This is a genomic window from Streptomyces radiopugnans (assembly GCF_900110735.1).
GTDB classification, from domain to species: domain Bacteria; phylum Actinomycetota; class Actinomycetes; order Streptomycetales; family Streptomycetaceae; genus Streptomyces; species Streptomyces radiopugnans.
The window spans coordinates 85,816-110,983 of record NZ_FOET01000014.1 but is presented as its reverse complement, the minus strand read 5'-3'; the positions used below and the strand labels follow the sequence as shown (position 1 = coordinate 110,983).

Annotated in this window: 18 protein-coding genes; 7 read left to right on the top strand and 11 right to left on the bottom strand. The window is 73.1% G+C overall.

Annotated features, from left to right (window positions below):
- Window positions 1-51 precede the first annotated feature (51 nt).
- The 4 genes from BMY40_RS21775 to BMY40_RS27780 are packed head-to-tail and all read right to left on the bottom strand — an operon-like array spanning window position 52 to window position 3,075.
- On the bottom strand, window positions 52-1,617 hold the full coding sequence (locus BMY40_RS21775; protein WP_093662213.1) for a hypothetical protein: 1,566 nt from the start codon (window positions 1,615-1,617) through the stop codon (window positions 52-54).
- Window positions 1,614-2,312 carry an ABC transporter ATP-binding protein gene (locus tag BMY40_RS21770; protein ID WP_093662211.1) on the bottom strand — a complete coding sequence of 233 codons (699 nt, stop codon included), beginning with the start codon at window positions 2,310-2,312 and terminating at the stop codon, window positions 1,614-1,616. The genes BMY40_RS21775 and BMY40_RS21770 overlap by 4 nt, the downstream gene beginning before the upstream one ends.
- Window positions 2,309-2,848, bottom strand: coding sequence for a PadR family transcriptional regulator (locus BMY40_RS21765; RefSeq protein WP_093662209.1), 540 nt, complete (start codon window positions 2,846-2,848; stop codon window positions 2,309-2,311). The genes BMY40_RS21770 and BMY40_RS21765 overlap by 4 nt, the downstream gene beginning before the upstream one ends.
- Before the next feature lie 8 nt (window positions 2,849-2,856).
- Complete coding sequence (locus tag BMY40_RS27780; protein WP_143071801.1) at window positions 2,857-3,075, bottom strand: hypothetical protein; 219 nt, start codon at window positions 3,073-3,075, stop codon at window positions 2,857-2,859.
- A gap of 54 nt (window positions 3,076-3,129) precedes the next feature.
- Between BMY40_RS27780 and BMY40_RS21760 the strand changes: the two genes are divergently transcribed.
- The 3 genes from BMY40_RS21760 to BMY40_RS21750 all read left to right on the top strand — a co-directional run bounded on the left by BMY40_RS21760 (window position 3,130) and on the right by BMY40_RS21750 (window position 6,326).
- The gene (locus BMY40_RS21760) at window positions 3,130-3,657 is read left to right on the top strand and encodes a GNAT family N-acetyltransferase (protein WP_093662326.1); all 528 of its coding nucleotides are present in this window, start codon (window positions 3,130-3,132) and stop codon (window positions 3,655-3,657) included.
- Window positions 3,658-4,183: 526 nt separating this feature from the next.
- Complete coding sequence (locus BMY40_RS21755) at window positions 4,184-5,428, top strand: S8 family peptidase (RefSeq protein ID WP_093662207.1); 1,245 nt, start codon at window positions 4,184-4,186, stop codon at window positions 5,426-5,428.
- Window positions 5,429-5,579: 151 nt separating this feature from the next.
- Complete coding sequence (locus BMY40_RS21750) at window positions 5,580-6,326, top strand: alpha/beta hydrolase (protein WP_093662205.1); 747 nt, start codon at window positions 5,580-5,582, stop codon at window positions 6,324-6,326.
- Between the two features lie 42 nt (window positions 6,327-6,368).
- Here BMY40_RS21750 and BMY40_RS21745 read toward each other — a convergent pair whose 3' ends face one another.
- Entirely contained in the window at window positions 6,369-8,285 is a 1,917-nt protein-coding gene (locus BMY40_RS21745) for an acyl-CoA dehydrogenase family protein (RefSeq protein ID WP_093662203.1), read from the bottom strand.
- A 252-nt stretch (window positions 8,286-8,537) separates the two neighbouring features.
- On the opposite strand from BMY40_RS21745, the gene BMY40_RS21740 reads away from it, so the two are divergent.
- A complete protein-coding gene (locus BMY40_RS21740; RefSeq protein ID WP_093662201.1) occupies window positions 8,538-9,551 on the top strand; it encodes a LacI family DNA-binding transcriptional regulator in 1,014 nt (337 codons plus the stop codon).
- A gap of 107 nt (window positions 9,552-9,658) precedes the next feature.
- Window positions 9,659-11,707: a glycoside hydrolase family 31 protein gene (locus BMY40_RS21735; RefSeq protein ID WP_093662199.1), complete on the top strand. Its 2,049-nt coding sequence runs from the start codon at window positions 9,659-9,661 to the stop codon at window positions 11,705-11,707.
- Window positions 11,708-11,794: 87 nt separating this feature from the next.
- Here the strand turns inward: BMY40_RS21735 and BMY40_RS21730 are convergent, their stop codons facing one another.
- The 5 genes from BMY40_RS21730 to BMY40_RS21710 all read right to left on the bottom strand — a co-directional run bounded on the left by BMY40_RS21730 (window position 11,795) and on the right by BMY40_RS21710 (window position 18,696).
- Window positions 11,795-12,658 (bottom strand): GH12 family glycosyl hydrolase domain-containing protein, encoded by an 864-nt coding sequence (locus BMY40_RS21730; protein WP_245770236.1) that lies wholly within the window; start codon window positions 12,656-12,658, stop codon window positions 11,795-11,797.
- Window positions 12,659-12,713: 55 nt separating this feature from the next.
- Window positions 12,714-14,762 carry a beta-galactosidase gene (locus BMY40_RS21725; RefSeq protein WP_245770235.1) on the bottom strand — a complete coding sequence of 683 codons (2,049 nt, stop codon included), beginning with the start codon at window positions 14,760-14,762 and terminating at the stop codon, window positions 12,714-12,716.
- Window positions 14,763-14,849: 87 nt separating this feature from the next.
- On the bottom strand, window positions 14,850-15,731 hold the full coding sequence (locus BMY40_RS21720; RefSeq protein WP_093662319.1) for a carbohydrate ABC transporter permease: 882 nt from the start codon (window positions 15,729-15,731) through the stop codon (window positions 14,850-14,852).
- Window positions 15,732-15,775: 44 nt separating this feature from the next.
- Window positions 15,776-16,903: an ABC transporter permease gene (locus BMY40_RS21715; RefSeq protein WP_245770234.1), complete on the bottom strand. Its 1,128-nt coding sequence runs from the start codon at window positions 16,901-16,903 to the stop codon at window positions 15,776-15,778.
- Window positions 16,904-17,028: 125 nt separating this feature from the next.
- Window positions 17,029-18,696, bottom strand: coding sequence for an extracellular solute-binding protein (locus tag BMY40_RS21710; protein WP_093662197.1), 1,668 nt, complete (start codon window positions 18,694-18,696; stop codon window positions 17,029-17,031).
- A gap of 356 nt (window positions 18,697-19,052) precedes the next feature.
- Between BMY40_RS21710 and BMY40_RS21705 the strand changes: the two genes are divergently transcribed.
- Complete coding sequence (locus BMY40_RS21705) at window positions 19,053-22,010, top strand: glycoside hydrolase family 3 C-terminal domain-containing protein (RefSeq protein ID WP_093662195.1); 2,958 nt, start codon at window positions 19,053-19,055, stop codon at window positions 22,008-22,010.
- A gap of 104 nt (window positions 22,011-22,114) precedes the next feature.
- On the opposite strand, the gene BMY40_RS21700 is transcribed toward BMY40_RS21705, so the two are convergent.
- Complete coding sequence (locus BMY40_RS21700; protein ID WP_093662193.1) at window positions 22,115-23,569, bottom strand: aldehyde dehydrogenase family protein; 1,455 nt, start codon at window positions 23,567-23,569, stop codon at window positions 22,115-22,117.
- Between the two features lie 256 nt (window positions 23,570-23,825).
- Here BMY40_RS21700 and BMY40_RS21695 point away from each other — a divergent pair, with 256 nt between their 5' ends.
- The gene (locus tag BMY40_RS21695) at window positions 23,826-25,157 is read left to right on the top strand and encodes a M14 family metallopeptidase (RefSeq protein WP_093662192.1); all 1,332 of its coding nucleotides are present in this window, start codon (window positions 23,826-23,828) and stop codon (window positions 25,155-25,157) included.
- Window positions 25,158-25,168 lie beyond the last annotated feature (11 nt).

Genomic DNA, 25,168 nt, shown 5'->3' with positions numbered 1-25,168 from the left:
CCCGCCGACGCCCCGCCGCCGTCAGGCCGTCGTCAGGCCGTCGTCCGGCCGTCAGCCGGTGCGCAGTTCCTCCACCGAGGTGCCCGGGCGCAGGAAGAGCAGCCCGAGGCCGGTGGCGGCCGCGACGAGGACCAGTACGCCCAGCCCGTGGAGGGCGAGGTCGTCCAGGGGCACGGGGACGGCGCGCACCACGTCGGGGACCTCGATCAGGTGGCTGTACTTCTCGAAGTTCTCCTCGCACAGGGCCGGGGCCGCGTCGCAGGTCTGCGCCTGGCCGCCGCCCTCCCGCACCTCCGCGCCGAAGTATCCCCGGCCCATCAGGGTGCCCACGGTCATCGCCAGCGCCACGGCCGGGACCAGGGGCGCGAACGTCTGCCACACCAGGGCCCGGCCCATCACCGAGCGGGGCACGCCCGCGGCGGCCAGGGCCGCGTGGGAGCGGCGGCGGGCGACGACGGCCTCGGCGACGGTGACCAGCAGACCGGCCGCCGCGATCACCAGCCCCACGACGACTGCGGTGTCCACCACGTCCATGGCGTCGAGGTAGAAGGTGTCCGAGCCGTATCCGCCCGTCGTCTCCTGCCCGGCCGCCTCGTCGTAGAAGCGCTGCACCTCCTGCCGCGCCTCCAGCATGGTGGCGAAGAAGGCGCGTACGGCCAGCGCTCCCGCGCCGAAGACCACGGCCACCAGCAGGGCGGCGAGGGTGCGGCTGCCGTGCCAGGGGTCGGCGAGCAGCCGGCGGGCGGCCAGCAGCGGGGCCGGACGGCGGGCGAAGCGGTGCAGCACCCGACCGGTGGCGTGGGAGATCCAGCCGGTGCCGAGCACCACGCCGAGGGCGGCCATGAGTCCGCCCCCGAAGAGCAGCAGGAGCGGCAGTGGAGAGACGAAGGCCGGGTCACCGGAGTCCTCGTAGTTCTTCCGGATCGCTTCGAGGGCGAGGGAGGCCCCCACACCGAGCACGATCAGGACGGCGGGCCACGGTCTCGGCGAACGCTTCGACCGCGCCTGCCGGGTCACTCCGAGCGGAGTCACGATCACCCGGCGCAGCATCACCGCGGCCGCGAGCGCCGCCAGCAGCGGCAGCCCGAGCACGGCGGCGGCCAGTGCGGGTACGGAGGGCAGTACGTCGGTGGGCAGCGGAATCCTGCCCTCGGCGTCCGGCCGGTGCATTACCTCGCGTCCGACCAGACAGACCACGAGTCCGGCGCAGGTGCCCAGCAGGCTCGCCACCCCCGTCTCGGCGGCGGCGACGGTCATCGCCTGGCGCGGAGTGCCGCCGGCCAGCCGGATCGCGGCGAGCCGCCGGTCGCGGGAGGGCGCACCGAGCCGGGCGCACTGGCCCGCCAGGGCCAGCACGGGGATGGTGAGCAACAGCAGGCCGGCGGCCACACCGGGGCGCAGTCCGGGTTCTTTGAGGAGTGCGCTGGTGTACTGGTCGGCCCAGGCGTCACTGCCGTCACGCGGACCGAAGCCGGCGGGAACGGGGATGGCCAGCACCGTCAGCGCGGCGAGCACCGCCAGTGCGGCGAGGGCGGCGCTGACGGCGGTGAGCACCACCCGCAGGGTGTCGGTACGCGTTCCGGCCAGGGCCAGTCTGAGCAGTGCGGTGGGTTTCACGGGCGGCCGCCCGCCGGCACGTAGGCACCGAGTCCGGTCGGGTCCGACGCGCCGTCCCGCAGGGTGATCTCGCGGTCGGCGTAGGCGGCCACGGACGCCTCGTGGGTGACGAGCACGACGCTGGTGCGCTGCTCCTGGGCGACCCTCGTCAGGTGTCCCAGCAGCCGTTCCCCGGCCAGCGCGTCCAGCGCGCCGGTGGGTTCGTCGGCGAAGAGCACCTTCGGTTCGGTGACCAGCGCCCGCGCCGCGGCGCACCGCTGCTGCTGGCCGCCGGACATCTCGCCGGGCCGGGAGTCGGCCACGTCGGCCACCTCCAGCCGCTCCAGCCAGTTCAGCGCGGCGGTACGGGCTTCGCGCCGCCCCTTGCCGGCCAGCAGCAGCGGCAGGGCGACGTTCTCGGCCGCCGTCAGTTCGGCGACGAGCTGCCCGAACTGGAACAGCACTCCGAAGTCGGTGCGCCGCAACCGGGAGCGGTCGGCCTCCGAGCGGGTGCCGAGGCGCTGACCCCCGTACAGCACCTCGCCCGCGTCGGGGCGCAGGATTCCGGACAGGCAGTGCAGCAGTGTGGACTTGCCGCAGCCGCTGGGTCCGGTGACGGCGAGGATCTCGCCCTCGGCCAGCTCCACGGTGACGCCGCGGAGCGCGGGCGTCGGCCCGTAGGACTTCACGATCCCGCGTGCTTGCAGGAGCGTCATGGGTGCACCTCCCGGTGCAGGTCGGCGACGCGGTCCAGCGTGGTGTGCAACCAGCGCAGGTCGGCGTCGAGATGGGCGATGGCGAAGTCCGCGGCGATCACGTCGCCGAGCGAGGACTCGGGGTCGGTCTTGACGGCTGTCAGCTCGCGCAGCCGCGCGGTGTGCGCCCGGCGCTGCTCGGCGAGGTAGCCGCGGGCCTGTTCGACGCCGTTGACCAGCAGGGCGACGACGACCTTGGCCAGCAGTGTGCTGGTGACGTACGGGGCCGGGGTCTCGATCTCCTCCAGCCAGGCGCGCAGCTTCTCGCGTCCGGCGTCGGTGAGGGCGAACTCGGTGCGGTCCGGCCCCCCTTCGCGGCTCTGCCCGCGCTTCTCCACCAGGCCGTCGCGCTCCAGCCTGCCGAGCGTGCCGTAGACCTGGCCGAAGGCGATCGGTCTGGTCTTGGGGAAGCGCTGGTCGTGCGCCTTCTTCAGGTCGTAGCCGTGCTGCGGCCCGGCGGCCAGCAGGGCGAGCAGTACATGGGCTGCGGTGGACATGACGGCGACTATTCCCTGAGAGAATAGTTGCCGTCAAGTCGCTTCTCCCTCAGGTCTGTTGCCGCTCTCCCGGAGGCGAGCAGCCGGGCTGCGCCGGAGGCGTACAGCACGGTGGGCGCCGTCGGGGCGGCCTCGGCCACCGCGAGCGCGTGGCGCGTCACCGCGCCGCCCGCCGCGCCGTGGACGGCCTTCCCGGAGCGGATGCGCACGGAGGGCCGGCCGCCCACCGGTGGGGCGTAATCCCGTTGCCCGTGCCCCGGGCGGCGGCACAGACTGCCCCGGTGCTGATTCGACGCGAGAGCCCCGCCGACGTTTCCGCCGTACGCGCCGTGACCGGTGCGGCCTTCGCCGCCCGGTCGCAGACGCCCGTACCGGTGGAGGTCACCCTGCTGGACGAACTGCGCGGCTGCGAGGCGTGGTTGCCCGCCCTGTCGCTGGTGGCCGAGGGCCCCGGCGGCGAGGTCGTCGGGCATGTGGTGTGCACCCGGGGGCACATCGGCACCGCGCCCGCGCTGGGGCTCGGCCCCATCAGCGTCCACCCCGGCCACCAGGGGCGCGGCACCGGCTCGGCGCTGATGCACACCGCGCTCGGCGCGGCCGACGCCCTCGGCGAACCGCTGGTGGCCCTGCTCGGCGAGCCCGCCTACTACCGCCGCTTCGGCTTCCGCACCTCCGCCGAGTACGGCATCGCCCCGCCCGACCCGGCCTGGGGCGAGTACTTCCAGGTCCGCACCCTGGCCGCGTACGACCCCGAAGACCCCGCCCTGCGCGGCACCTTCGCCTACGCCGAGCCGTTCAGCCGCGTGTGAGCGGGCACAGAGCCGAAAGCTCCTCCCGGGCACCGCACGATTCGATGTGGGTCCGCCGTCCCGGACCGCTCGCGTTCGCGGCGGGCCGGCCGGCCGCTGCCGTCGGGCCCCGGACGCCCTGCCGGCGGCGACGGTGGTGCGGGGGCGCGGAGGTACCGGAGCGGATCAGCCGTGGCGCGGGATACGGGTCGGGAGGATCCGGCGATCCGGACGGCGGCAGGAGCGGCGAGCGCAACCGCCGCGGTGCCCGCTCACCGGCTTCCGCCTCACCGGCAGGCGCCCGGAGACGACCCACGGCTTCGGTCCACCTCTGTCGGCCCCCTTGTCTCCTTCCGGAGTCCGGTGTTCCATATTCGCGACCCGCTGGTCATGAACACATCACCAGCGGGTGTGGGGCGAAGCGAGCACGCCTGGGCGCGTCCTGACCACCCGCTGCCAAGGCGCCGTCCGGCAACTCCGGGCGGCGTGGGTGTCGCCTTGCCTTCATTGCCCGTGATCCGGACAAGGAAAGGCAGATTCCAACGACATGAGAGCCTTTGCGAAGCGGCTTCGAGCCGTCTTCCCCGTCGCAGCCCTCGTCACCGGCGGCCTGGTCGCCGCCACGCTTCCGGCCGGCGCCGCTCCGGCGGACGCCGGCTCCTCCGCCGGGAGCTACATCGTCATGCTCCGCGCCACCGCCGACTCCCCGTCGGTGGCGGCCGAGCACTCCCGCGCCCACGGCGCCTCCGTCGGCCACGTCTACCGCAGCGCCATCCGCGGCTACTCGGCCCGTATGAGTTCCACCGCCGCGGAGCGCATCGCCCGCGACTCCCGCGTCCTGCTGGTCCAGGCCGACGGCGTGGCCACCACCACCGCCCAGAGCACCCCGACCGGCATCGACCGGGCGAACGCCGAACTCAGCTCCACAGCGGGCATCGACGGTGCGGACGAGCGCGTGGACGTCGACGTCGCGGTGATCGACTCCGGCGTCGACCTCGACCACCCCGACCTCAACGTCAACACCGCCGGGGCCATGAACTGCTCCAAGGGCAACAGCGCCGACGACGGCAACGGCCACGGCACCCACGTGGCGGGCACGATCGGCGCGCTCGACAACGGCGACGGCGTCGTCGGGGTGGCGCCCGGCGCGCGAATCTGGCCGGTCCGCGTGCTGGGCAACTCCGGCAGCGGCTCCTGGTCTGACGTGATCTGCGGCGTCGACTACGTGACCGCCAACGCCGACAAGATCGAGGTCGCCAACATGAGCCTCGGCGGCTCCGGCACCGACAGCGCCTGTGGGAGCAACAAGGACGCCCTGCACGAGGCGATCTGCAGATCGGTCGCCGCGGGCGTCACCTACACGGTGGCCGCCGGCAACGAGGCGGACGACTCCGCCAACCACGTGCCGGCCGCCTACGACGAGGTCATCACCGTCAGCGCGCTGGCCGACTTCGACGGCAGGCCCGGCGGCGAGGGCGCGCCCACCTGCCGCACCGACGTCGACGACACCATCGCGGACTTCTCCAACCACGGTGCCGACGTCGACATCATGGCCCCGGGCGTCTGCATCGAGTCCACCTGGATGAGGGGCGGCTACAACACGATCTCCGGCACCTCCATGGCCGCGCCGCACGTCGCCGGTGGAGCGGCCCTGTACCTCGCCGGCCACCCCGGCGCCTCCCCGGGCACGGTGAAGTCCGCCCTGCAGTCGGCGGGCACCACCGACTACACCTGGCCCGCCGGGGACCCCGACGGGAGCAAGGAGAAGCTGCTGGACGTCTCCTCCTTCTGATCTCGGCGAGTCCGGCGGCCGACACCGCTGACAGGGCTCCCGGCCTCGGCCGGGAGCCCTGTCGCGCCGCTCGCGGCCGGTCGCCCCCGGACCGGAAGGAACGGGCCGTCCCGCCCGGCACCTTCACCCAGCCCGAACCGTTCGACCGGACGTGAACGAGACCACTGTCAGCACCGAACAAGGCGTCGTCTACGAACCCGGCGGCCGGTTACTGGACATCCACCGGCCCGTCAGCGCCCCGGCGGCCGCGCCCATCGTCCTCCTCTGGCACGGCAGGGGGCCGGACGAACGGGATGTGCTCGCGCCGGTCGCCCGTCAGGCCGCCGCGCTGGGTCTGACGGTCGTGGTGCCCGACTGGCGCCCGGACGCACCCGACGGCGGCTGGGGGCATCTGCGGGCGTCGGTGCGTTTCGTCCGGGAGCGGGCCGGTGAACCGGGGGGCGACGCCGGCCGGATCGTGCTGGCCGGCTGGTCGCTGGGCGCGTACGCCGCGGTGAGCGTCGCGGTCCGGCCCGAGCTGGTGGACGGGTGGCGGCCCGCGGCGGTCGCCGGGATCGCGGGCAGGTACCTGTGGGAGCGCCCGGAGATGGGGCTGCGCGACCTGCGTGACGCGTTGGCCGCGACGTCCGCGGCCCCGGTCCCGGTCCATCTGGTGCACGGCACCGCCGACGGCATCGCGGACATCCGTCACTCGCGGGACTTCGTGCCCGTCCTCCGCCGGTGGGGGTGGCCGGTCACCCTCACCGAGACCGGCACCGACCACGCGGGCGCGGTGATGACCGAGTACGACCCCGCGCGGGAGCGGTGCGTCCCGGCCCGCGGCGCGGACGCCCTGGAGGCCGGCCGCACAACGGCCCGCGTCCTGGCCCGTGCCGCGGGTCTCACCGTGCCGGGGTAGCCGCCTGCCGATGGCGGGCCGGGCGAACCGGGGGCGGCGCGGTCAGGGGATGGGGCGGTGGACGTCCGTGCGGGTGGAGGGGCCGGGGTTGGCCGGGGCGATCCAGGGGCCGGGGGTGGAAGGGTCGACGACGCCCTCCTCCAGCCAGGTGTACGCGCCGCCCAGCACGCCGCGCACGACCTTGCGGTCGATGTCGTCGGTGTTGTCCCACAGCCGGTCGAAGAGTTCCTCGGTGCGGATGCGGGCCTGGCGGCAGAAGGCGTCGGCGAGCTGGTAGGCGGCGCGGCCGTTCTCGCCCCGGGCGCGCAGCATCTCCGCCCGCACGCAGGCCGCGCTCATGGCGAACAGTTCGGCGCCGATGTCCACGATCCGCCCCAGGAAGCCCTGTTTGCCCTCCAGTTTCGCCTGCCAGCGGGACATGCCCAGAAAGGTGGCGCGGGCCAGGCGGCGGGAGGTGCGTTCGACGTAGCGCAGGTGGACGGCCAGGTCGGGGTGGCCGCCGGGGTGGAACTCCCGATAGGAAGTGGGTAGTTGCCCGTGCCCGGTGACCAGTTTGGGCAGCCAGCGGGCGTAGAAGCCGCCGGCGCGGACGGCCGCGCGGCCCTTGTCGGTGAGGCTCTTGTCGGGGTCGACCAGGTCGCCCGCGACCGACAGGTGGGCGTCGACGGCCTCGCGGGCGATGAGCAGGTGCATGATCTCGGTGGAGCCCTCGAAGATGCGGTTGATGCGCAGGTCGCGCAGCATCTGCTCGGCCGGCACACCGCGTTCACCGCGGGCGGCCAGGGAGTCGGCGGTCTCGAAGCCGCGCCCTCCGCGGATCTGGACCAGTTCGTCGGCCATCTCGTACGCCATCTCCGAGCCGTAGAGCTTGGCTAGGGCGGCCTCGATGCGGATGTCGTTGCGGTCGTCGTCGGCCATCTGGGAGGCGAGGTCGAGGACGGCCTCCAGGGCGAAGGTGGTCGCGGCGATGAAGGAGATCTTGCTTCCGACGGCCTCGTGGTACGCGATCGGCTTGCCCCACTGCTCGCGGGCCGCGGACCACTCGCGGGCGATCTTCAGGCACCACTTGCCCGCCCCCGCGCACATCGCGGGCAGGGAGAGGCGGCCGGTGTTGAGGGTGGTCAGCGCGATCTTCAGCCCGGCGCCCTCGGGGCCGATCCGGTTGGCGGCCGGGACGCGGACGCGGTGGAAGCGGGTGACGCCGTTCTCGATGCCGCGCAGGCCCATGAAGGCGTTGCGGTTCTCCACGGTGATGCCCTCGGAGTCGGCCTCGACGACGAAGGCGGTGATGCCGCCCCGGTGGCCCTCCGAGGCCGGTACGCGGGCCATGACCACCAGCAGGTCGGCGACGACGCCGTTGGTGGTCCACAGCTTCACGCCGTCCAGGACGTAGGAGTCGCCGTCGGGTACGGCGGTGGTGGCCAGGCGGGCCGGGTCGGAGCCGACGTCCGGTTCGGTGAGCAGGAAGGCCGAGATGTCGCCGCGGGCGCAGCGCGGCAGGAACGCCTTCTTCTGCTCCTCGGTGCCGAACATCTTCAGCGGCTGGGGCACACCGATCGACTGGTGCGCCGACAGCAGCGCGCCGACGGCGGGGCTGGCCGATCCGGCCAGGGCCAGGGCGCGGTTGTAGTGGAGCTGGCTCAGGCCCAGGCCGCCGTACTCGGGGTCGATCTTCATGCCGAGCGCGCCGAGTTCCTTGAGTCCCTTGACCACCTCGTCGGGGATCATGCCCTCGCGGTCGATGCGCGGGCCGTCGATCTCCGCCTCGCAGAAGGCCCGGAGCCTGGCGAGGAACTCCTCGCCGCGCCGGGCGTCGGCGTCCGCGGGCCGGGGGTGGGGGTGGATCAGGTCGAGGCGGAAGCGGCCGAGGAACAGCTCCCTGGCGAAGCTCGGCTTGCGCCAGCCCTGTTCCCTCGCGGCCTCGGCCACCTGTCGCGCTTCGCGTTCGGAGACTGTCATCGCGGTTCACCTCGCACTGCCGGGGCGCCATCGAGCACTACTGCCGGGTACTGCGCGATGCGTGTACCCGTTGTGCACGGTACGTACCGCTTCCGGGGTGCGGTGCACCCGTATGCGACCACTTGTTGAAGCGCTTCGACAACCCTTCGCAGAGTATCTGGACAGGCGGTCAGGTCGGGTTTAGGGTCGGTCCGCAGATTCCCTGTCGAAGCGCTTCACCTCAGCCGCTTCCCGCACCGCCCTGGAGAGCCCATGGTCACCCTCGCCGAGGTCGCCCGGCACGCCGGAGTCTCCGCCAGCACCGTGAGCTACGTCCTCAGCGGAAAGCGTTCCATCTCCGCCGCCACCCGCGAACGCGTCGAGCAGAGCATCCGCGAGCTGGGATACCACCCCAACGCCGGTGCGCGGGCGCTGGCCAGCAGCAGGTCCAACATCATCGCCCTGATGATGCCGCTGCGCACCGACATGTACGTGCCGGTGATGATGGAGATCGCCCTGGCCGTCGCCACCACCGCCCGCGCCCACGACCACGACGTGCTGCTGCTGACCGGCGAGGAGGGACCGGAGGCGGTACGGCGGGTGGTGGGCAGCGGACTGGCCGACGCGATGATCCTGATGGACGTCGAGCTGGACGACGCCCGCCTGCCGCTGCTGCGCGACACCGGGCGCCCCGCCGTGCTCATCGGCATCCCCGCCGACCCGTCCGGACTGACCTGCGTCGACCTGGACTTCACCGCCACCGGCGCGCTGTGCGTGGAACACCTGGCCGAGCTGGGCCACCGCGACATCGCGGTGGTCGGCGAGGCGGCCGCCGTCTACGAGCGGCACACCGGCTTCGCCGAGCGCACCCGCGACGGGCTGCGCGCCCGCGCCGCCGAACTGGGGGTGCGGCTGCTGCACCGGCCGTGCGAGGGCAGCTACGCGGCGATGGCCGGGACGCTCGCCCGCATCCTCGACGAACGCCCCGGCACCACCGGCTTCGTCGTGCAGAACGAGGCCGCCATCGACCCGCTGCTGAGCCTGCTGCGCCAGCAGGGCCGGGCCGTGCCCGAGGACGTCTCGGTGGTCGCCATCTGCCCCGACCAGGTGGCCGTCCAGGCGTCCGTGCGCCTGACCTCGGTGGCCATACCCGCCCACGAGATGGGGCGCCGCGCGGTGGAGCTGGTGATGGCCAGGGTGCGCGGCGAGCGCGGGGACCGCCTCGAACTCCTGCCCCCGCGGCTGACGGTGCGGGCCAGCTCCGGTCCGGCCCCCGCCGCCCGCTGATCCCCGCGCTCCCGCCGCTCACCACTCACCGCTCCCCCGCTTCTCCCGCCGCTCCCCGCTCTTCCCGCCCGACCGGTCCGCACACCGACGAGCCCCTCAGGAGCCCCGTGTCCACACCCGCCTTCTCCCCTCCCCCCTCCTCCCTGGCCCAGTCCTCCCCCACCCGCGGCACCTTCCGCACGCGCGACGGCGTGCTGGAGTGGCGCGGGCGGCAGGAGACCGTACGCGTCGAGCCCTGGGGTCCGGACGCCGTACGGGTCCGCGCCCGGCTGGGCGGCCCGGTCCTGGACGGACTGCCCGGCGCGCTCCTGGCCGATCCGCCGCCCGCCGGGTCCGAGCCGGACATCCGGATCGAGGACGACCACGCCCGGGTGACCTGCGGGGCGATCACCGCCGTGGTGAGCGCCGACGGCATGCTCCGCTTCGTGCGCACCGGCGACGGCGCCGAGCTGCTGTCCGAGGACCGCGCCCACTTCTGGTGGCCCGGCTCCCGGCTGCACACCGCCACCGGCAACGGCTACCACCGCCTGGAGCAGCGCTTCGCCGCCTACGGGGGCGAGCGGCTGTACGGGCTGGGCCAGCACCAGCACGGGCTGCTGGACCAGAAGGGCGCGGTGGTCGACCTCGTCCAGCGCAACGCCGAGGTCTCCATCCCCGTGCTGACCTCCTCGCGCGGCTACACCCTGCTGTGGAACAACCCGGCCGTCGGACGGGTGGAGCTGGCGCACAACGGCACCCGCTGGGTCGCCGACTCCGCCCGCCAGATCGACTACTGGATCACCGCCGGCGACCCGGCCGACGCCCAGCGCCGCTACTCGGCCGCCACCGGCCGCACCCCGATGCTGCCGGAGTGGGCGGCCGGTTTCTGGCAGTGCAAGCTGCGCTACCGCACCCAGGACGAACTGCTGTCGGTGGCGCGGGAGTACAAGCGGCGCGGGCTGCCGCTGTCGGCGATCGTCTGCGACTTCTTCCACTGGACGCATCTGGGCGAGTGGCGGTTCGACCCGGCCGAGTGGCCCGACCCGGCCGCCATGGTCAAGGAGCTGGACGAGCTGGGCGTGAAGCTGGTGGTCTCGGTGTGGCCGTCGGTCTCGCCGCTGAGCGAGAACCACCGGCCGATGGAGCAGCAGGGCCTGTTCATCGGCACCGAGTACGGGCCGATGGCGCACGCCGACTGGCCGGACAAGGGGGTGGCCGAGCCCGTCCAGGTCGCCTTCTACGACGCCACCAACCCCGACGCCCGCGACTTCGTGTGGTCCCGCATCCGGGAGAACTACCTGTCGTACGGCATCACGGCGTTCTGGCTGGACGCCGGGGAGCCGGAGCTCAAGCCGGGCTTCGCGGCCAATCTGCGCTACCACGCCGGCCCCGGGCTGGAGGTGTCCAACCTCTACCCGCGCGAGAACGCCCGCACCGTCCACGACGGCCTGGCCGCCGAGGGCGAGACCGGGATCATCTCGCTGAACCGGTCGGCCTGGGCGGGCTCCCAGCGCTACGGCGCCGCCCTGTGGTCCGGGGACATCGGCACCGACTTCGCCACCCTGCGCCGCCAGATCGCGGCCGGCCTCAACACCGCGCTGTCGGGCATCCCGTGGTGGAACACCGACATCGGCGGCTTCCACGGCGGCGATCCGGACGACCCGGCCTACCGCGAGGTGATGGTGCGCTGGTTCCAGTTCGGCGCGCTCTCCCCGCTGATGCGGCTGCACGGCTTCCGCGATCCCGGCATGCCGCTGGGCCCGGACATGACCGGCGGTCCCAACGAGGTGTGGTCCTACGGCCGGGAGGCCGGGGAGATCCTGGAGGCGTACCTGCGGCTGCGCGAACGGCTCAGGCCGTACGTGCTGGAGCAGATGCGTGCCGCCCACACCGAGGGGCTGCCGCCGATGCGCCCGCTGTTCCTGGAGTTCCCCGGCGACCCGGCCGCCTGGGAGGTGGACGACGCCTATCTGTTCGGGCCCGACCTGCTGGTGGCGCCCGTGCTGGAGGCCGGCGCCCGGGAGCGCACCGTGCACCTGCCGGCCGGGGCGGAGTGGACGGACGCCTGGACGGGCGAGAGGTACCCCGGCGGCGGGCCGGTCACCGTGCCCGCGCCGCTGGAGCGGATCCCGCTGTTCCTGCGGGACGGCGCGCGGCTTCCGGTGCGGGAGGACTGAGGCGGCGGGCGGCAGGTGCCGCGCGGACGGCGCCGGCGGACGCGATCCGCCGGCGCCGTCCGTCTTCCGGGAGAGGTGCGGGGGCCGTCAGCCGACGTCGACGGAGTAGGCCGAGGTGTCCAGGCGCCCGGCGCCGGTGAACACCTCGGTGCCCGCCTGGACGCTGGAGAGGTACTTGGCGGGGCTCACCGAGCCGCGCTGCTGGAGGGCCCTGAGGAAGTCGTTGAGGTCCAGGCCGACGGAGGTGGTGTTGGAGGTCCGCACGAAGGAGTGGACCTTCCAGCCGATGTCGCCCTGGTAGAGGTCCCAGGTGGCGCCACCGATGTTCACGGTGCCGGTCTTCTGGCCCAGGGGCCCCGCGCCGCCGGAGCGGTAGGTCCAGATCATGACCTCGTCGGTGGGCTGGTCCTCCCAGTCCTCGGCGACCCTGTCGTGCAGCCACAGGTCGTAGGCGACGTTCATGGTGCCGGGGTCGGGGCTGACGGCGTACCGCCACGAGGTGCGCACGGACCGGTTGTCGGAGAGCCTCACCGGCAACTCGGTGGCGTCCGACTGCCAGCCCCAGTGCCAGCCCAGGACGGCGCTGGTGAAGGACTTCACCTCGTGCGACACCCCGGACCACTGCCACTCGGTGCCCCAGCCGATGGTGTCGCCGCTGCGGTGGGTGTCCCAGGCGCACTGCCATCCCTGGCCGGAGTCCTGGCCCCAGAGGTTGTTGTTGACGTAGTACTTGCCCATCGGGATCGTCCCGAAGGCGTCGCAGGTGCCCGCGGAGGCCTTCGCAGAGGCCTTGCCCGGCGCCCGGGGCGAGGGGGCCGCCGAGGCGGTGGAGGCCGCGGTCAGGGACGCGGCGACGGCCAGCGCCGCCGCGACGGCGGTTCCGATCCGGGCGGTGCGGGCGGTAAGGGCGGTGCGGCGCCCGCGGCGGCGGGAGGGCATGAGATCGCTCATGGTGGGGGCCTTCCTGGCGTGTCGTGGGGGGACGGGTGTGTCGTGGGGACGGTGTTCAGGCGCCGCTCCCCGGCGCGGGCGGGTCCTCGCGCAGGACGGCGGCGCCGTGGCGGCCGAGCGTGATTCCGTGCTCGTGCCGCCGCCCGGTGAGCTCGTCGGTCGCCGGGACGGGCAGGGGGACGGTGGTCGGCTCGCGCCGGTGGTTGAGGAGGAACAGCCAGGCGCCGCGGCGTACGGCCTCCACGCCCGCGGGCAGTCCGGGAAGCGGAGGCCGCACTCCCGCCTCGCCGGCCGCGCGGGACAGCAGGGCGCGCAGTGCGGCGGGGTCGGGGAGGGTGGACAGGTACCAGGCGGTGCCCTCGCCGTGGCTGTGGCGGGTGATCGCGGGACGGCCGTCGAGCTCGCCGCCCCGGTAGACGGCTACGGTCTCGGCGCCGTCCGTCTCGAAGTCCTCGCGCCACAGGGTGCCGGTGGCGCCCTGACCGACGACGTCCCCGGTGGAGGCGAGCGGCTGGGTCCCGCCCTCCTCCAGCGGCCACCACTCGTGCACGGTGCCGATGCCCAGCACCGCCCGCAGCCGGGCGTCCACGCCGCCCTCGCGCACCCGGTCGTCGGTGTCGGCGACGCCGGTGAAGAAGCCGCACACCAGGGTGCCGCCGCCGCGCACATGGGCGGCGAGATTGTCCAGGGCCGCGTCGGTGAGCAGGTACAGATGCGGCACCACCACCAGGGCGTAGCCGTCCAGATCGCTCTCGGGGTGGGCGAGGTCGCAGGTCAGATGGGACTCCCACAGGGCGCGGTGCCAGGCGCGCAGCGGCCGCTCGTAGGTGAGGAGGCCGGAGGGGCGGCCGGCGGAGAGGGTCGCCCACCAGGCGTTCCAGTCATGCAGTACGGCAGCCCGCGCGGTCACGGACTCGCCGATGATCCGGCCCAGGCGCCCCAGGTCCGCGCCCAGTTCGCGCACCTGGCGGAAGGTGCGGCTGCGCGGTCCGGCGTGGGGCAGCATCCCGGAGTGGAACTTCTCGCTGCCCTGCCTGGACTGGCGCCACTGGAAGAAGCAGATCCCGTCCGCGCCGCGTGCCACGGCCTGCAGTGACCACAGCCGTGTCAGGCCCTCGGGCCTGGGGTGGTTGACGCCGCGCCAGTTGACCGGGCCCGCGGCCTGCTCCATCAGCAGCCAGGGCCCGCGCGCCTGGGAGCGGGTGAGGTCCTGCACCAGCGCTCCCCATGCCGCGCCGTCGTCTCCCTCCGGGTCGGCGGGGTCTGGGTAGATGTCGACGGAGACGACGTCCTCGCGCTCCGCCCACGTCCAGCCGTCCTGGCCGACGAACAGGGGCATGAAGTTGGTGGTGACGGGGATGTGCGGGGTGCGCTCCACCAGGGCGTCGCGTTCGGCGGTGAAGCACTCCAGCAGGGCGTCGCTGGTGAAGCGGCGGAAGTCCAGCTCCTGGGTGGGGTTGACCATGTACTGGGCGCGGCGCGGCGGGATGATCTCCTCCCAGTCGCCGTAGCGCTGGCTCCAGAAGGCCGTTCCCCAGGCGTCGTTGAGTGCGTCCAGGCTTCCGTAGCGGTCGCGCAGCCAGCGGCGGAAGTGGGCCGCGGTGACATCGCACCGGCAGGCGGTGCCGTACTCGTTGTTCACGTGCCACAGCCGCAGGGCGGGGTGGTCGCCGTAGCGGTCGGCGAGGTCGGTGGTGATGCTCAGGGCGTGGTCGCGGTAGACGGGCGAGGAGGCGCAGAAGTGGTTGCGCGAGCCGTACCAGATGACCGCGCCCGTCTCGTCGCGCGGCAGGGTCTCTGGGTGGCGGGCGCCCATCCAGGGGGGCGGCGAGGCGGTGGGGGTGGCCAGGCAGGCGCCGATCCCGCCTGCGTGGAGCAGGTCCAGGACGCGGTCGAGCCAGCCGAAGTCGCGCTCGCCCGGGCGGGGTTCGAGGCGGGCCCAGGAGAAGACGCCGACGGTGGCGAGGTTGACGCCCGCCTCCCGCATCAGCGCCATGTCCTCGGGCCAGACGGACTCCGGCCACTGCTCGGGGTTGTAGTCGCCGCCGTAGAGGATCCGGCCGCGAGTGACGTCGGCGAGGGTGGGCCTGGGTGAAGGGGTCACAGAGGGCCTTCCGTAGCGGGCGCCGCGGCCGCCCGTGCGCGGTGGTGATGGTCGGATCGGTCCGGGGGTGGAGGTGGTGGTCCGCGGTCAGCCCTTGACGGCGCCGATGAGCATGCCCTTCTTGAAGTGCTTCTGGACGAAGGGCGAGAGCACGGCGACCGGCACCAGGGCCAGCACCATGACGGCCATCTGCACCGAGAGGGTGTGGATCTGGCCGGTGTTGATGATCTGGGACATGCCCGTGGGGCGCTCGCCCTTGAGGACGATCTGGTTGAGCACCACCTGGAGCGGCATCTTGGTCTGGTCGTTGAGGTAGATGGAGGCGTTGAACCAGGCGCTCCAGTAACCGACCGCGTAGAACAGCGAGATGACCGCCAGCACCGGTTTCGACAGCGGCATCACGATCTGCCACAGGATGCGGAACTCCCCGGCGCCGTCGATGCGGGCGCTGTCGATCAGTTCCGGTGCGGTGTTCATGAAGAACGCCCGCAGCACCAGGATGTTGAACACGCTCACGGCGCTGGGCAGGATCAGCGAGGCGTAGGTGTCGATCAGGCCGAGGGACTGCACCAACAGGTAGGTGGGGATCAGCCCGGCGCCGAAGAACATCGTGGCCAGCAGCGTCATCAGCATCGGCCGGTGGCCGAAGGAACCCGGACGGGACAGGCCGTAGGCGCACAGCACCGAGACGGCCATGCTGAACAGCGTGCCGACGACGGTGACGCAGACGCTGATGACGGTGGCCCGGGTGACCTGGCCGCCGGAGAGCAGTTCGCGGTAGGCCTCGAAGGTGATGCCGTCGGGCACCACCACCAGGCCGCCGGCCCGGTGGATGGTCTCGGCCGACGACAGGCTGGTGACGACCACGATCCACAGCGGGAAGAGGATCGCCAGGCAGGCCACGGCCAGTACCGCGCCCTTGGCGGCGGTGCCGGCTCCGCTGGGGGGCTCCTCCCAGGCCGGGCGCATCCGGGCGCCGGCGCCCTCCCGCTCGCGGTCCTCGGTCAGCACGCTCACTTCTTGTACACCCCCTGCTCGCCCAGCAGGTGGGCGGTCTTGTTGGCGGCCAGCACCAGGCAGAGGCCGAAGACGCCCTTGACGATGCCGACGGCCGCCGCGTAGCCGAAGTCGCCGTTCTCCAGGCCGACGTTCCACACGTAGGTGTCCAGGACCTCGGCCGCGCCGGTGCCCACCGCCGTGCGCTGCAGGAGTATCTGCTCGAATCCGACGGTGAGGGCGTCGCCGACGCGCAGCACCAGCAGCAGGGCGATCACCGGGCGCAGCGCGGGCAGGGTGACGTGCCACATCCGCCGCCATCGGCCCGCGCCGTCCACGGCGGCGGCCTCGTACAGCTCGTGGTTGACGGCGGCCAGCGCGGCGAGGAAGACGATGATGCCCCAGCCCGCGTCCTTCCAGATGGCCTGGAAGGTGACCAGGAACTTGAAGAAGCCCGGGTCGGTCATCAGGTCGAAGCCGCCGCCCCAGCCCCTCTCGCGCATGCTCTGGGCGATGATCCCGGCGCCGCCGAGGATCTGCTGGAAGACGGTGATGACCAGCACCCAGGAGAAGAAGTGCGGCAGGTACAGCACGCCCTGCGTCCAGGCGCGCACCCGGGGGCTGATGATGCTGTTGATCAGCAGCGCCAGCAGGATCGGGACGGGGAAGAAGAACACCAGCTGGATGAGGAAGATCACCAGGGTGTTCTCGACGGCCGACCAGAAGTAGGGGTCCTCCCACATCCGCTGGAAGTTCTCGCCGCCGATCCAGGGGCTGAGGGCGAAGGACTCGGTGAAGGACTCGCCGACGTACGGGTCGAACTCCTTGAAGGCCACGGCGTTGCCCAGCAGCGGTACGTAGGCGAAGACCAGGACCAGCAGCAGGGCGGGCAGCGTCATCAGGACCAGGGCCCGGTCGCGGCGCAGCCGGTGCCGCCAGGTGATGCCGCCGGGGGGCGGGGGGACCTTGGGCTTCCCGCGGCCCCCGCCTCCGCCGTCTCCGCCGCTCCCGCGTCCGTGCGGCGGGTTCCCGTCCGCGGTGGGCGAGTCGGCCGGGGCGACCGGTGCCAGGTGGGGTGCCGGGGCCATCCCGGTGGTGCCGGTGCCGCCGGCCGGTGCCTCGCCCGGGGCCGTGCTGTGGGACACGGGACTCTCCTCGTCAGCGTCGTTCCGGCCCCGGTCCGGTGGTGCGGTGGTGCGGTGGTGCGGTGCGCCGCGGTGGGCGCCGCACCGCCGGGCCGCCGGGCCGGGGGCCTGTGTGCACGGGTGCGTCAGGCGGCGGACTCGCCGGCGTCCTCGATCAGCTTCCGGTACCAGTCGCGCAGGTCGTCGCCGCCGGCCCGGCGCCAGTCCTCGACGGCCTTCTGCACGTCGGAGACCTTCTTGCGGCCGCGCACCACGTCGTTCTCCAGGTCCTCGAACTGGTCGCTCAGATTGGCCCAGCGGTTGGGTTCGCGGACCTGCATCCCGTACAGCAGCGGCTTCTTCATGAAGGCGCCCATCCGCTGCTGCCAGCCGCACCAGTCCCGCACGACCTGCGGGTGGTCGGGGAAGGCGGCGACGGCCTCGGCGCTGGCGGTGAAGAAGTAGGTGTCCTGGACCTCGGTGACGCCCTGCCCGGTCTTGGTGGGCACACCGTCCTTCAGCGTGTGGTGTGTTCCCTCCACGCCGTACCTGACCAGGCGGTTCTCCTTCGTCCCGTAGGGGGCGGCGGCGAAGTTGGCGATCGCCAGGCACTCCTGGACCGTCTCCTCGGACGCCTTGCGGTTGATGAAGGCCCAGATGCCGGCCGGGTTGGCGAAGTAGAGCTGCGGGTCTCCGCCGTCGTGGCCGAAGATGTCCATGCCCTGGACGCGGAAGTCGGGGTTCTGCTCGCTCTGCTCGAAGGTCCAGCCGTACCACTTGGCGTTGCCGTCGTTCGTGATCATCGACTGGCCGGCGGTGAAGCGGGTGCCGGCGTCGCCCTGGCCGGTCCTGGCGTCGGGGTGGACGACGCCCGCGGCGTAGAGCTTGCGGGTCCACTCCAGCGCCTCGAGGTAGTTGTCAGTCTCGATGCGGTGGACGAGCTTCTCGCCCTGCCACTGCCAGCAGTACGGCTTGTCCGGCAGCACGCCGAAGACGTTGAACGCCGTCCACTTCATGTCCTCGCAGGCCCACACCTTGGACTTCGGCGCGGTGATCTCCTTGGCGAGGTCCGTGAACTCCTGCGGGCTGGTGGGCACCTCCCAGCCCTTGTCCTCGAAGACGTCCTGGCGGTAGTAGGGGATGATGATGTCGACCGCGCCGGCGGGGATGGGCAGGCCCTTCAGCTTGCCGCCGAAGATGGACATCTGCCAGGCGGCGGTGGGGATCGCGGCGAGGTTGGGGTACTTCTTCACCTCGTCGCCCGACAGGTACGGGCCGAGGTCGGCGAAGCGGCTGTCGATGGCGCTGGGGATCTTGCCCTGCATCTCCCAGCTGGGGATCACCACCATGTCGGGGATGCCGCTGGAGGCGAGGACGGCACCGAGCTTCTCGCCGTAGGTGTTGCCGTCCTGGGTCTGCCAGTCGACCTTCACGCCGATGGCCTCGTCGACGGCCCGGTAGTAGGCGCAGTCCTTCTTCGGCGGGGTGCCCCACAGCGGGCTCATGATCGCGATCTCGCCGCCCCTGCCCATCTTCTCGGGGACGGAGGCGGGCAGCGCGTCGTACGGCTCGGCCTTGCCGGTGAAGCCGGGGCGCGAGCCGTTCTCGCCGGGGATGTCGGGCTCGACGACCTTGGAGGCGACGTACGTCGGGAGGATCTTCGCCGCGTCCTTCTTCGTCGTCGTGCCCTCGTTCCGGTTGCCGCCGCCCTCGGAGGAGCACGCCGACAGCAGCGGTACGCCGCCCACCGCCGCGGCGGCGACGGCCGTCGAGGCGAGGAAGGTTCTCCGGCTGGGGCTGGTGGTCTGGGACATGGCGGCAACCCTTCGTGGCGGCGCATCGGCGGGACGGACGGGGCGAACGGCCGGCGTGCGGCCCCGCCGGTCGGGCAGGTCGGTCGAAGCGCTTCGATGTTGCGCCGAGATTAAGTGCGAGGGTCATACCGCGCAAGGGTCGGGGCGAAGAAACATCGAAGCACCGGAAGCGGCCTGGATACAGGCAGTTCAGGGGTCCGGGCGGTTGTCTGCCGTTCAGCTCCTTGACACCCGGCCCGGTGCCCCGCCAGCATCGAAGCGCTTCGAATCGCGTACCGCCGTATCACCGCACGCACCACCGCACGCACCCGCCGCGCGGTGGCGGCCGCCCATCTTCCGGAGGGGACCTTCCGCACGTGAGCACCGACCAGCCGCCCTTCCGCGACCCGGCGCTGCCGGCCCGTGAGCGCGCCGCCGACCTGCTGGCGCGACTCACGCCCGACGAGCGCGTCGCGATGCTGCACCAGTTCACCCCCGCCGTGGAGCGGCTGGGCGTCGCCGCCTTCCGCACCGGCCAGGAGGCGCTGCACGGCGTGGCCTGGATGGGTCCGGCCACCGTCTTCCCCCAGGCCGTCGGGCTCGGGGCGACCTGGAACGACGAACTGGTGCGGCGGGTGGGCGAGGCCGTAGGACGTGAGGTGCGCGCGATGCGGGCCCGCGATCCGCGCGTCGGGCTGAACGTCTGGTCGCCCACCGTCAACCTGCTGCGCCATCCGCTGTGGGGGCGCAACGAGGAGGGCTACTCCGAGGACCCGCATCTGACCGCCGCGATCGCCACCGCCTACACCCGCGGCCTGCGCGGCGACCACCCCACCCGCTGGCGCACCGCCCCGGTGCTCAAGCACTGGCTGGCGCACAACAACGAGACCGACCGCGACACCTCCTCGGCCTCGGTGCGCCCGCGCGTGCTGCACGAGTACGAGCTGCCGGCCTTCCGCGGCCCGGTCCAGGCGGGCGCGGTGGCCGGGGTGATGCCCGCGTACAACCTGGTCAACGGCCGCCCCAACCACCTCTCGCCGCTGCTGGCCGAGCAGTTGCGCACCTGGTGCGACCACGACCTGGTGGTGTGCTCGGACGCCGGCGCGCCCAGCAACCTGGCCGGCTCCCAGGGCTACTTCGGCACCCACGAGGAGGCCACCGCCGCCGCCCTGCGCGCCGGGGTGGACAGCTTCACCGACCACGGCGAGGACTCCTCGCAGATCACCGCCCGGGTGCGCGGCGCGCTGGAGCGCGGGCTGATCGGGCAGGAGCACGTGGACGCGGCGGTGCTGCGGCTGCTGGCGATGCGGTGCGCGCTGGGCGAGTTCGACCCCGAACCGTTCGACGGGGAGGCCGCGTTCGACACCCCAGGGCACCGGGAGCTGGCGCGCGAGGCCGCCGAGCAGGCGATCGTCCTGCTGCGCAACGACGGTCTGCTGCCGCTGGCGGACGGGGCGCGGGTGGCGGTCGTCGGGCTGCTGGCCGACGAGTGCAAGCTCGACTGGTACAGCGGCGCGCTGCTGCGCCGCTCCACCCCCCTGGACGGATTGCGGGAGCGGTTCGGCGCGGACCGGGTGGTGTACGCCGAGGGCGCCGACCGGGTGCGGCTGGGCTGCCCCGGCGGCTGGCTGGCCGTGCCCGAGACCGGCCCCGGTGAGCGGGTGTCCGGCGACCCGGCGGCCGGGGGCGCGCTGGACCCGGCGCTGCTGCGCGGCCGCACCGATCTGCCCCCGCTGACGGTGAGCGCCGTCGCCGGTGAGGAGTTCGCGCTGGTGGACTGGGGCGGCGGGGTGCTGACGCTGCGCGCGGGCTGCGGCCGCTATCTGTCGGTCGCCGACGACGGCCTCGTGCGGGCATCGGCCGAGCAGCCGGGCGGCTGGGTGGTCCAGGAGACCTTCGAGCTGGAGCCCCACGACGGCGGACACCTCCTCAGGCACCGGGGGACGGGCCGGTACGTGGAAGTCGCCGCCGACGGCGTCCGGGTTGCCGCCGACGGCGGACCGGGCACGGTGTTCGCCGTGGAGACCGTCCGGCGCGGCGAGGACGAGGTGCGCGCCGCCGCTCTGGAGGCCGACGTGGTGGTCGTCGTCGCGGGCAACGACCCGCACATCGGCGGGCGCGAGACCGAGGACCGCGCGACCCTCGCCCTGCCGCCGCAGCAGGACCGGCTGTGGCGGGCGGCCCGCGCCGCCAACCCGCGTACCGCGCTGGTGCTCACCTCGGCCTATCCGTACGCGGTGGGTGACGCCGACGAGGCGCTGCCCGCCCTGCTGTGGACCGCCCACGGCGGGCAGGCGGCCGGGGAGGCGCTGGCCGCCGTGCTGGCCGGCGACGTCTCACCGGGCGGGCGGCTGCCGCAGACCTGGTACGCCGACGACGCCGATCTGCCCGGTCTGCTGGACTACGACGTCATCGGCGCGCGCACCACCTATCTGTACTTCGACGGCACACCGCTCTATCCGTTCGGCCACGGCCTGTCGTACGCCTCCTTCGGCTACGGCGAGCCGGAGGTCTCCTGCGACGGCGGGACGCTGACCGTCCGCTGCACGGTGACCAACACCGGCGCGGTGGCGGGCGACGAGGTCGTACAGCTCTACGTGCGCGCCGCCGGAACCACCGAAGCCCCTGGATGCGCCGGTACCGGCGGCATCGGCGGGCACCGGCTGCCCCGTCCGCACCGCGCGCTGGCGGCCCACCGCCGCATCCGGCTGGACCCGGGCGCGTCGCGGGAGGTGGAGTTCACCGTCCCGGTCTCCCGGGCCCTCGGCTTCTGGGACGTGGCCCACGGCCGGTGGCGGGTGGCACCGGGCGCCTACGCCGCCGACATCGGCGCCTCCAGCGCCGACATCCGCCGCAGCGCGGTCTTCCGCGTCGACGGCGAGTCCGGCGCTCCGCGTCCGGTGGCGCGGATCCGGGCCGCCGACTACGACGAGCAGAGCGGCACCGAGCTGGTGGACCTGAGCCGGGAGCGCGGTGACGCGGTCGCCCCGGTCGTCCCGGCCGGTTCCGAGGCGGCCGAACTGGTCTTCCACGACTGCGACTTCGGAACCGGTGCCGGTTCCGTGACGGTGGAGGCCGCCCGCGCCGAGCCGGGCGAGGCGGAGATCGTGCTGCTCCTGGAGAGCGGCGACGAGGGCGGCGGGGGCGGCCGCGACGGCCGTGTCCTGGCCCGCCTCACCGTCCCCCACACCGGCGACCGCTACGCCTACACCACCGTGCGGGCCGTCCTGGACGATCCGCCCTCGGGCGTGTGCGATCTGCGCGTCGCCCTGCACGGCTCCCTCAGACTGGCCCGTCTGGGCTTCGGCGGTCCCTCTTCCGCCGAAACCACCTGACGACAGGCGGGCCCGCGCCGCGGCCCGGACCTCCTTCCGGGGCCGGGCCGCGGCGGCTGTCCGGGCGTCCGAGCAGCCGGGCAGCCGGGCAGCCGGAGCGGGGGCTACAGGTCCAGGCCGGTGAGGACCATCACCCGCTCGTAGGTGTAGTCCTCCATGGCGAACAGCACGCCCTCGCGCCCGACACCGGACTCCTTGGTGCCGCCGTAGGGCATCTGGTCGGCGCGGTAGGAGGGCACGTCGCCGACGACCACGCCGCCGACCTCCAGGGCGCGGTGGGCGCGGAAGGCCGCCTGCAGGTCGTGGGTGAAGACCCCCGCCTGCAGGCCGTACTTCGAGTCGTTGACCGCGGCGAAGGCGGCCTCCTCGCCGTCGACCGAGGTCAGCGTCAGCACGGGCCCGAAGACCTCCTCGCAGGAGACCGTGGCGTCGGCGGGCACGTCCGCGAGGACGGTGGGGGCGTACGAGGCGCCGTCGCGCTTGCCGCCGGTCAGCAGCTTCGCGCCGGCCGCGACCGCCTCGTCCACCCAGGACTCCACCCGCTTCGCGGCGTCCTCGCTGATCAGCGGGCCGACGTCGGTGGCGTCGTCGGCGGGGTCGCCGGTGACCTGCGCCTCGACGGCCTCGACCACCCTGGGCACCAGCCGGTCGTAGACCGAGGCGTCGGCGATGACGCGCTGGACGGAGATGCAGGACTGGCCGCCCTGGTAGTTGGAGAAGGTCGCGATGCGCTGCGCGGCCCGGTCCAGGTCGGCGTCGGAGGAGTAGTCGGCCAGTACGACGGCCGCGCCGTTCCCGCCCAGCTCCAGCGTGACGCGCTTGCGGGGTACCGCGTCCAGGATGGACCAGCCCACCGGGCCGGAGCCGGTGAAGGAGATGACCGGCAGGCGCTCGTCGGCCACCAGGGACGGCATGCGGTCGTTGGGCACGGGGAGCACCGACCAGGAGCCGGCCGGCAGGTCCGTCTCGGCCAGCAGTTCGCCGATGAGCAGCCCGGACAGCGGGGTGGCCGGGGCGGGCTTGAGGATGATCGGCGTGCCGACCGCGATGGCCGGGGCGACCTTGTGGGCGCACAGGTTGAGGGGGAAGTTGAACGGCGCGATGCCCAGCACCGGCCCGCGCGGGAAGCGGCGGGTCAGGGCGAGGCGGCCGGTCCCGCCCGCGTCGGTGTCCAGCCGCTGCGCGGTGCCGCCGTTGAAGCGGCGGGCCTCCTCGGCGGCCCAGCGGAAGACCGACACACAGCGGCCGACCTCGCCGCGGGCCCACTTCACGGGCTTGCCGTTCTCGGCGGAGATCAGCTGCGCGATCTCCTCGGCGCGCTCGGTGAGCCGCCGGTGGACGTGGTCCAGGGCGGCGGCGCGCACATGCGCGGGGGTGGCCGCGAACTCCGCGGCCACCTCGGCCGCGGCGGCCACGGCCTGCTCGACCTGGGCCTCGGTGGGGACGCTGACGGTGCCGACGGTCCGGCCGTCCCAGGGCGAGGTGACCTCGAAGGTCTCGTCGCCGGTCGCCTCGCGGCCGGCGAGCCAGAACGCGTGTGGGGAAGTCGCTGTGGTCACTGCGTATCCCGGCCCTTCCGAAGTGGTGGAGCGGTGGAGGTGGTGGTCGGGGCCGGGCTGCTGCGCGGCCGGCTCCTGGCACCACCGTAGGGGCCCGGGCCGTACGGGACTCTTGTCCGGCGCGTATCACTCGGGTTGTTCCGCGCACCGCTTTGGCAGGTACGGCCCGCTTGCCCGCCCGCCACTTTGCCGCGACCATGACACGGCACGGAACGCACCACCCCCACCCGTCGAACTGGACACCCCAGGAGACGCGATGCGTAGACGTCCTCACGGGCGGCGGACCCTCACCGCCGCCCTCCTCCTCACCCTCGCACTGGCCGTTCCGCTCGGGACGCAGGCCACCGCCGCTCCCGGAGACGACGGCCGGCGGGCCACCCCCGCCGGCGAGCGGCAGTACGAGGTCGCCGGGATCACCGGCGTCGAACAGCGCACGGCCATCGCCCGTACGGGTGCGGCCGTCGACGCGGTGCGCGAGCACTCGGTGGTGGTCACCGCCGACGCCGCGCAGGCCGAGAAGCTGCGGAAGGCCGGCCACCGCCTCACCGCGCTGCCCGCTCCCCCGCAGCGGGGTGCCGAGAGCGACGGGGCTCGCACCCTCGACTACCCGCCGAGCGACTCCGGCTACCACAACTACGCCGAGACCATGGCGGCCATCGACGGGTACGTGCAGAAGTACCCGTCCATCATGGCCAAGAAGGTCATCGGCAAGACCTACCAGGGCCGCGACATCGTCGCCGTCAAGATCAGCGACAACGTCTCCGCCGACGAGAGCGAGCCGGAGGTGCTGTTCACCCACCACCTGCACGCCCGCGAGCACCTGACCGTCGAGATGGCGCTCTATGTGATCCGGGAGTTCGGGCAGCGGTACGGCAGCGACTCCCGCATCACCCGGATGGTGAACGCGCGCGAGCTGTGGGTCGTCGCGGACGTGAACCCCGACGGCGGCGAGTACGACATCGCCTCGGGCACCTACCGCAGCTGGCGCAAGAACCGCCAGCCCAACTCCGGCTCCTCCTACGTCGGAACCGACCTCAACCGCAACTGGTACTACAAGTGGGGCTGCTGCGGCGGTTCCTCCTCCAGCCCCTCCAGCTCCACCTACCGCGGTCCGTCCGCCGGGTCCGCGCCGGAGGTGAAGGTCGTCGCCGACTTCGTCCGCAGCCGTGTGGTGGGCGGGCAGCAGCAGATCAAGGCGCACATCGACTTCCACACCTACAGCGAGCTGGTGCTGTGGCCGTACGGCTACACCTACAGCGACACCGCTCCGGGGCTCACCCAGGACGACCGGAACGCCTTCGCCACCGTCGGCAGGGCGATGGCCGCGTCCAACGGCTACACCCCCCAGCAGTCCAGCGACCTGTACATCACCGACGGCACGATCAACGACTGGCTGTGGGCCGAGCACCGCATCTTCAGCTACACCTTCGAGATGTACCCCGGTCCGAACGGGCGGGAGGGCTTCTACCCGCCCGACGAGGTGATCGAGCGGGAGACCAGCCGCAACGAGGAAGCCGTCCTGCTGCTGCTGGAGAACGCCGACTGCATGTACCGCTCGATCGGCAAGGAGCAGCAGTACTGCTCCTGACGCCCTGACGC

Coding starts and splice junctions, on each gene's coding strand:
- BMY40_RS21770 (WP_093662211.1), bottom strand. CDS start 2,312: ATGACGCTCCTGCAAGCACGCGGGATCGTGAAGTCCTACGGGCCGACG.
- BMY40_RS21765 (WP_093662209.1), bottom strand. CDS start 2,848: ATGTCCACCGCAGCCCATGTACTGCTCGCCCTGCTGGCCGCCGGGCCG.
- BMY40_RS21740 (WP_093662201.1), top strand. CDS start 8,538: ATGGTCACCCTCGCCGAGGTCGCCCGGCACGCCGGAGTCTCCGCCAGC.
- BMY40_RS21695 (WP_093662192.1), top strand. CDS start 23,826: ATGCGTAGACGTCCTCACGGGCGGCGGACCCTCACCGCCGCCCTCCTC.
- BMY40_RS21710 (WP_093662197.1), bottom strand. CDS start 18,696: ATGTCCCAGACCACCAGCCCCAGCCGGAGAACCTTCCTCGCCTCGACG.
- BMY40_RS21745 (WP_093662203.1), bottom strand. CDS start 8,285: ATGACAGTCTCCGAACGCGAAGCGCGACAGGTGGCCGAGGCCGCGAGG.
- BMY40_RS21730 (WP_245770236.1), bottom strand. CDS start 12,658: ATGAGCGATCTCATGCCCTCCCGCCGCCGCGGGCGCCGCACCGCCCTT.
- BMY40_RS21720 (WP_093662319.1), bottom strand. CDS start 15,731: ATGCGCCCGGCCTGGGAGGAGCCCCCCAGCGGAGCCGGCACCGCCGCC.
- BMY40_RS21755 (WP_093662207.1), top strand. CDS start 4,184: ATGAGAGCCTTTGCGAAGCGGCTTCGAGCCGTCTTCCCCGTCGCAGCC.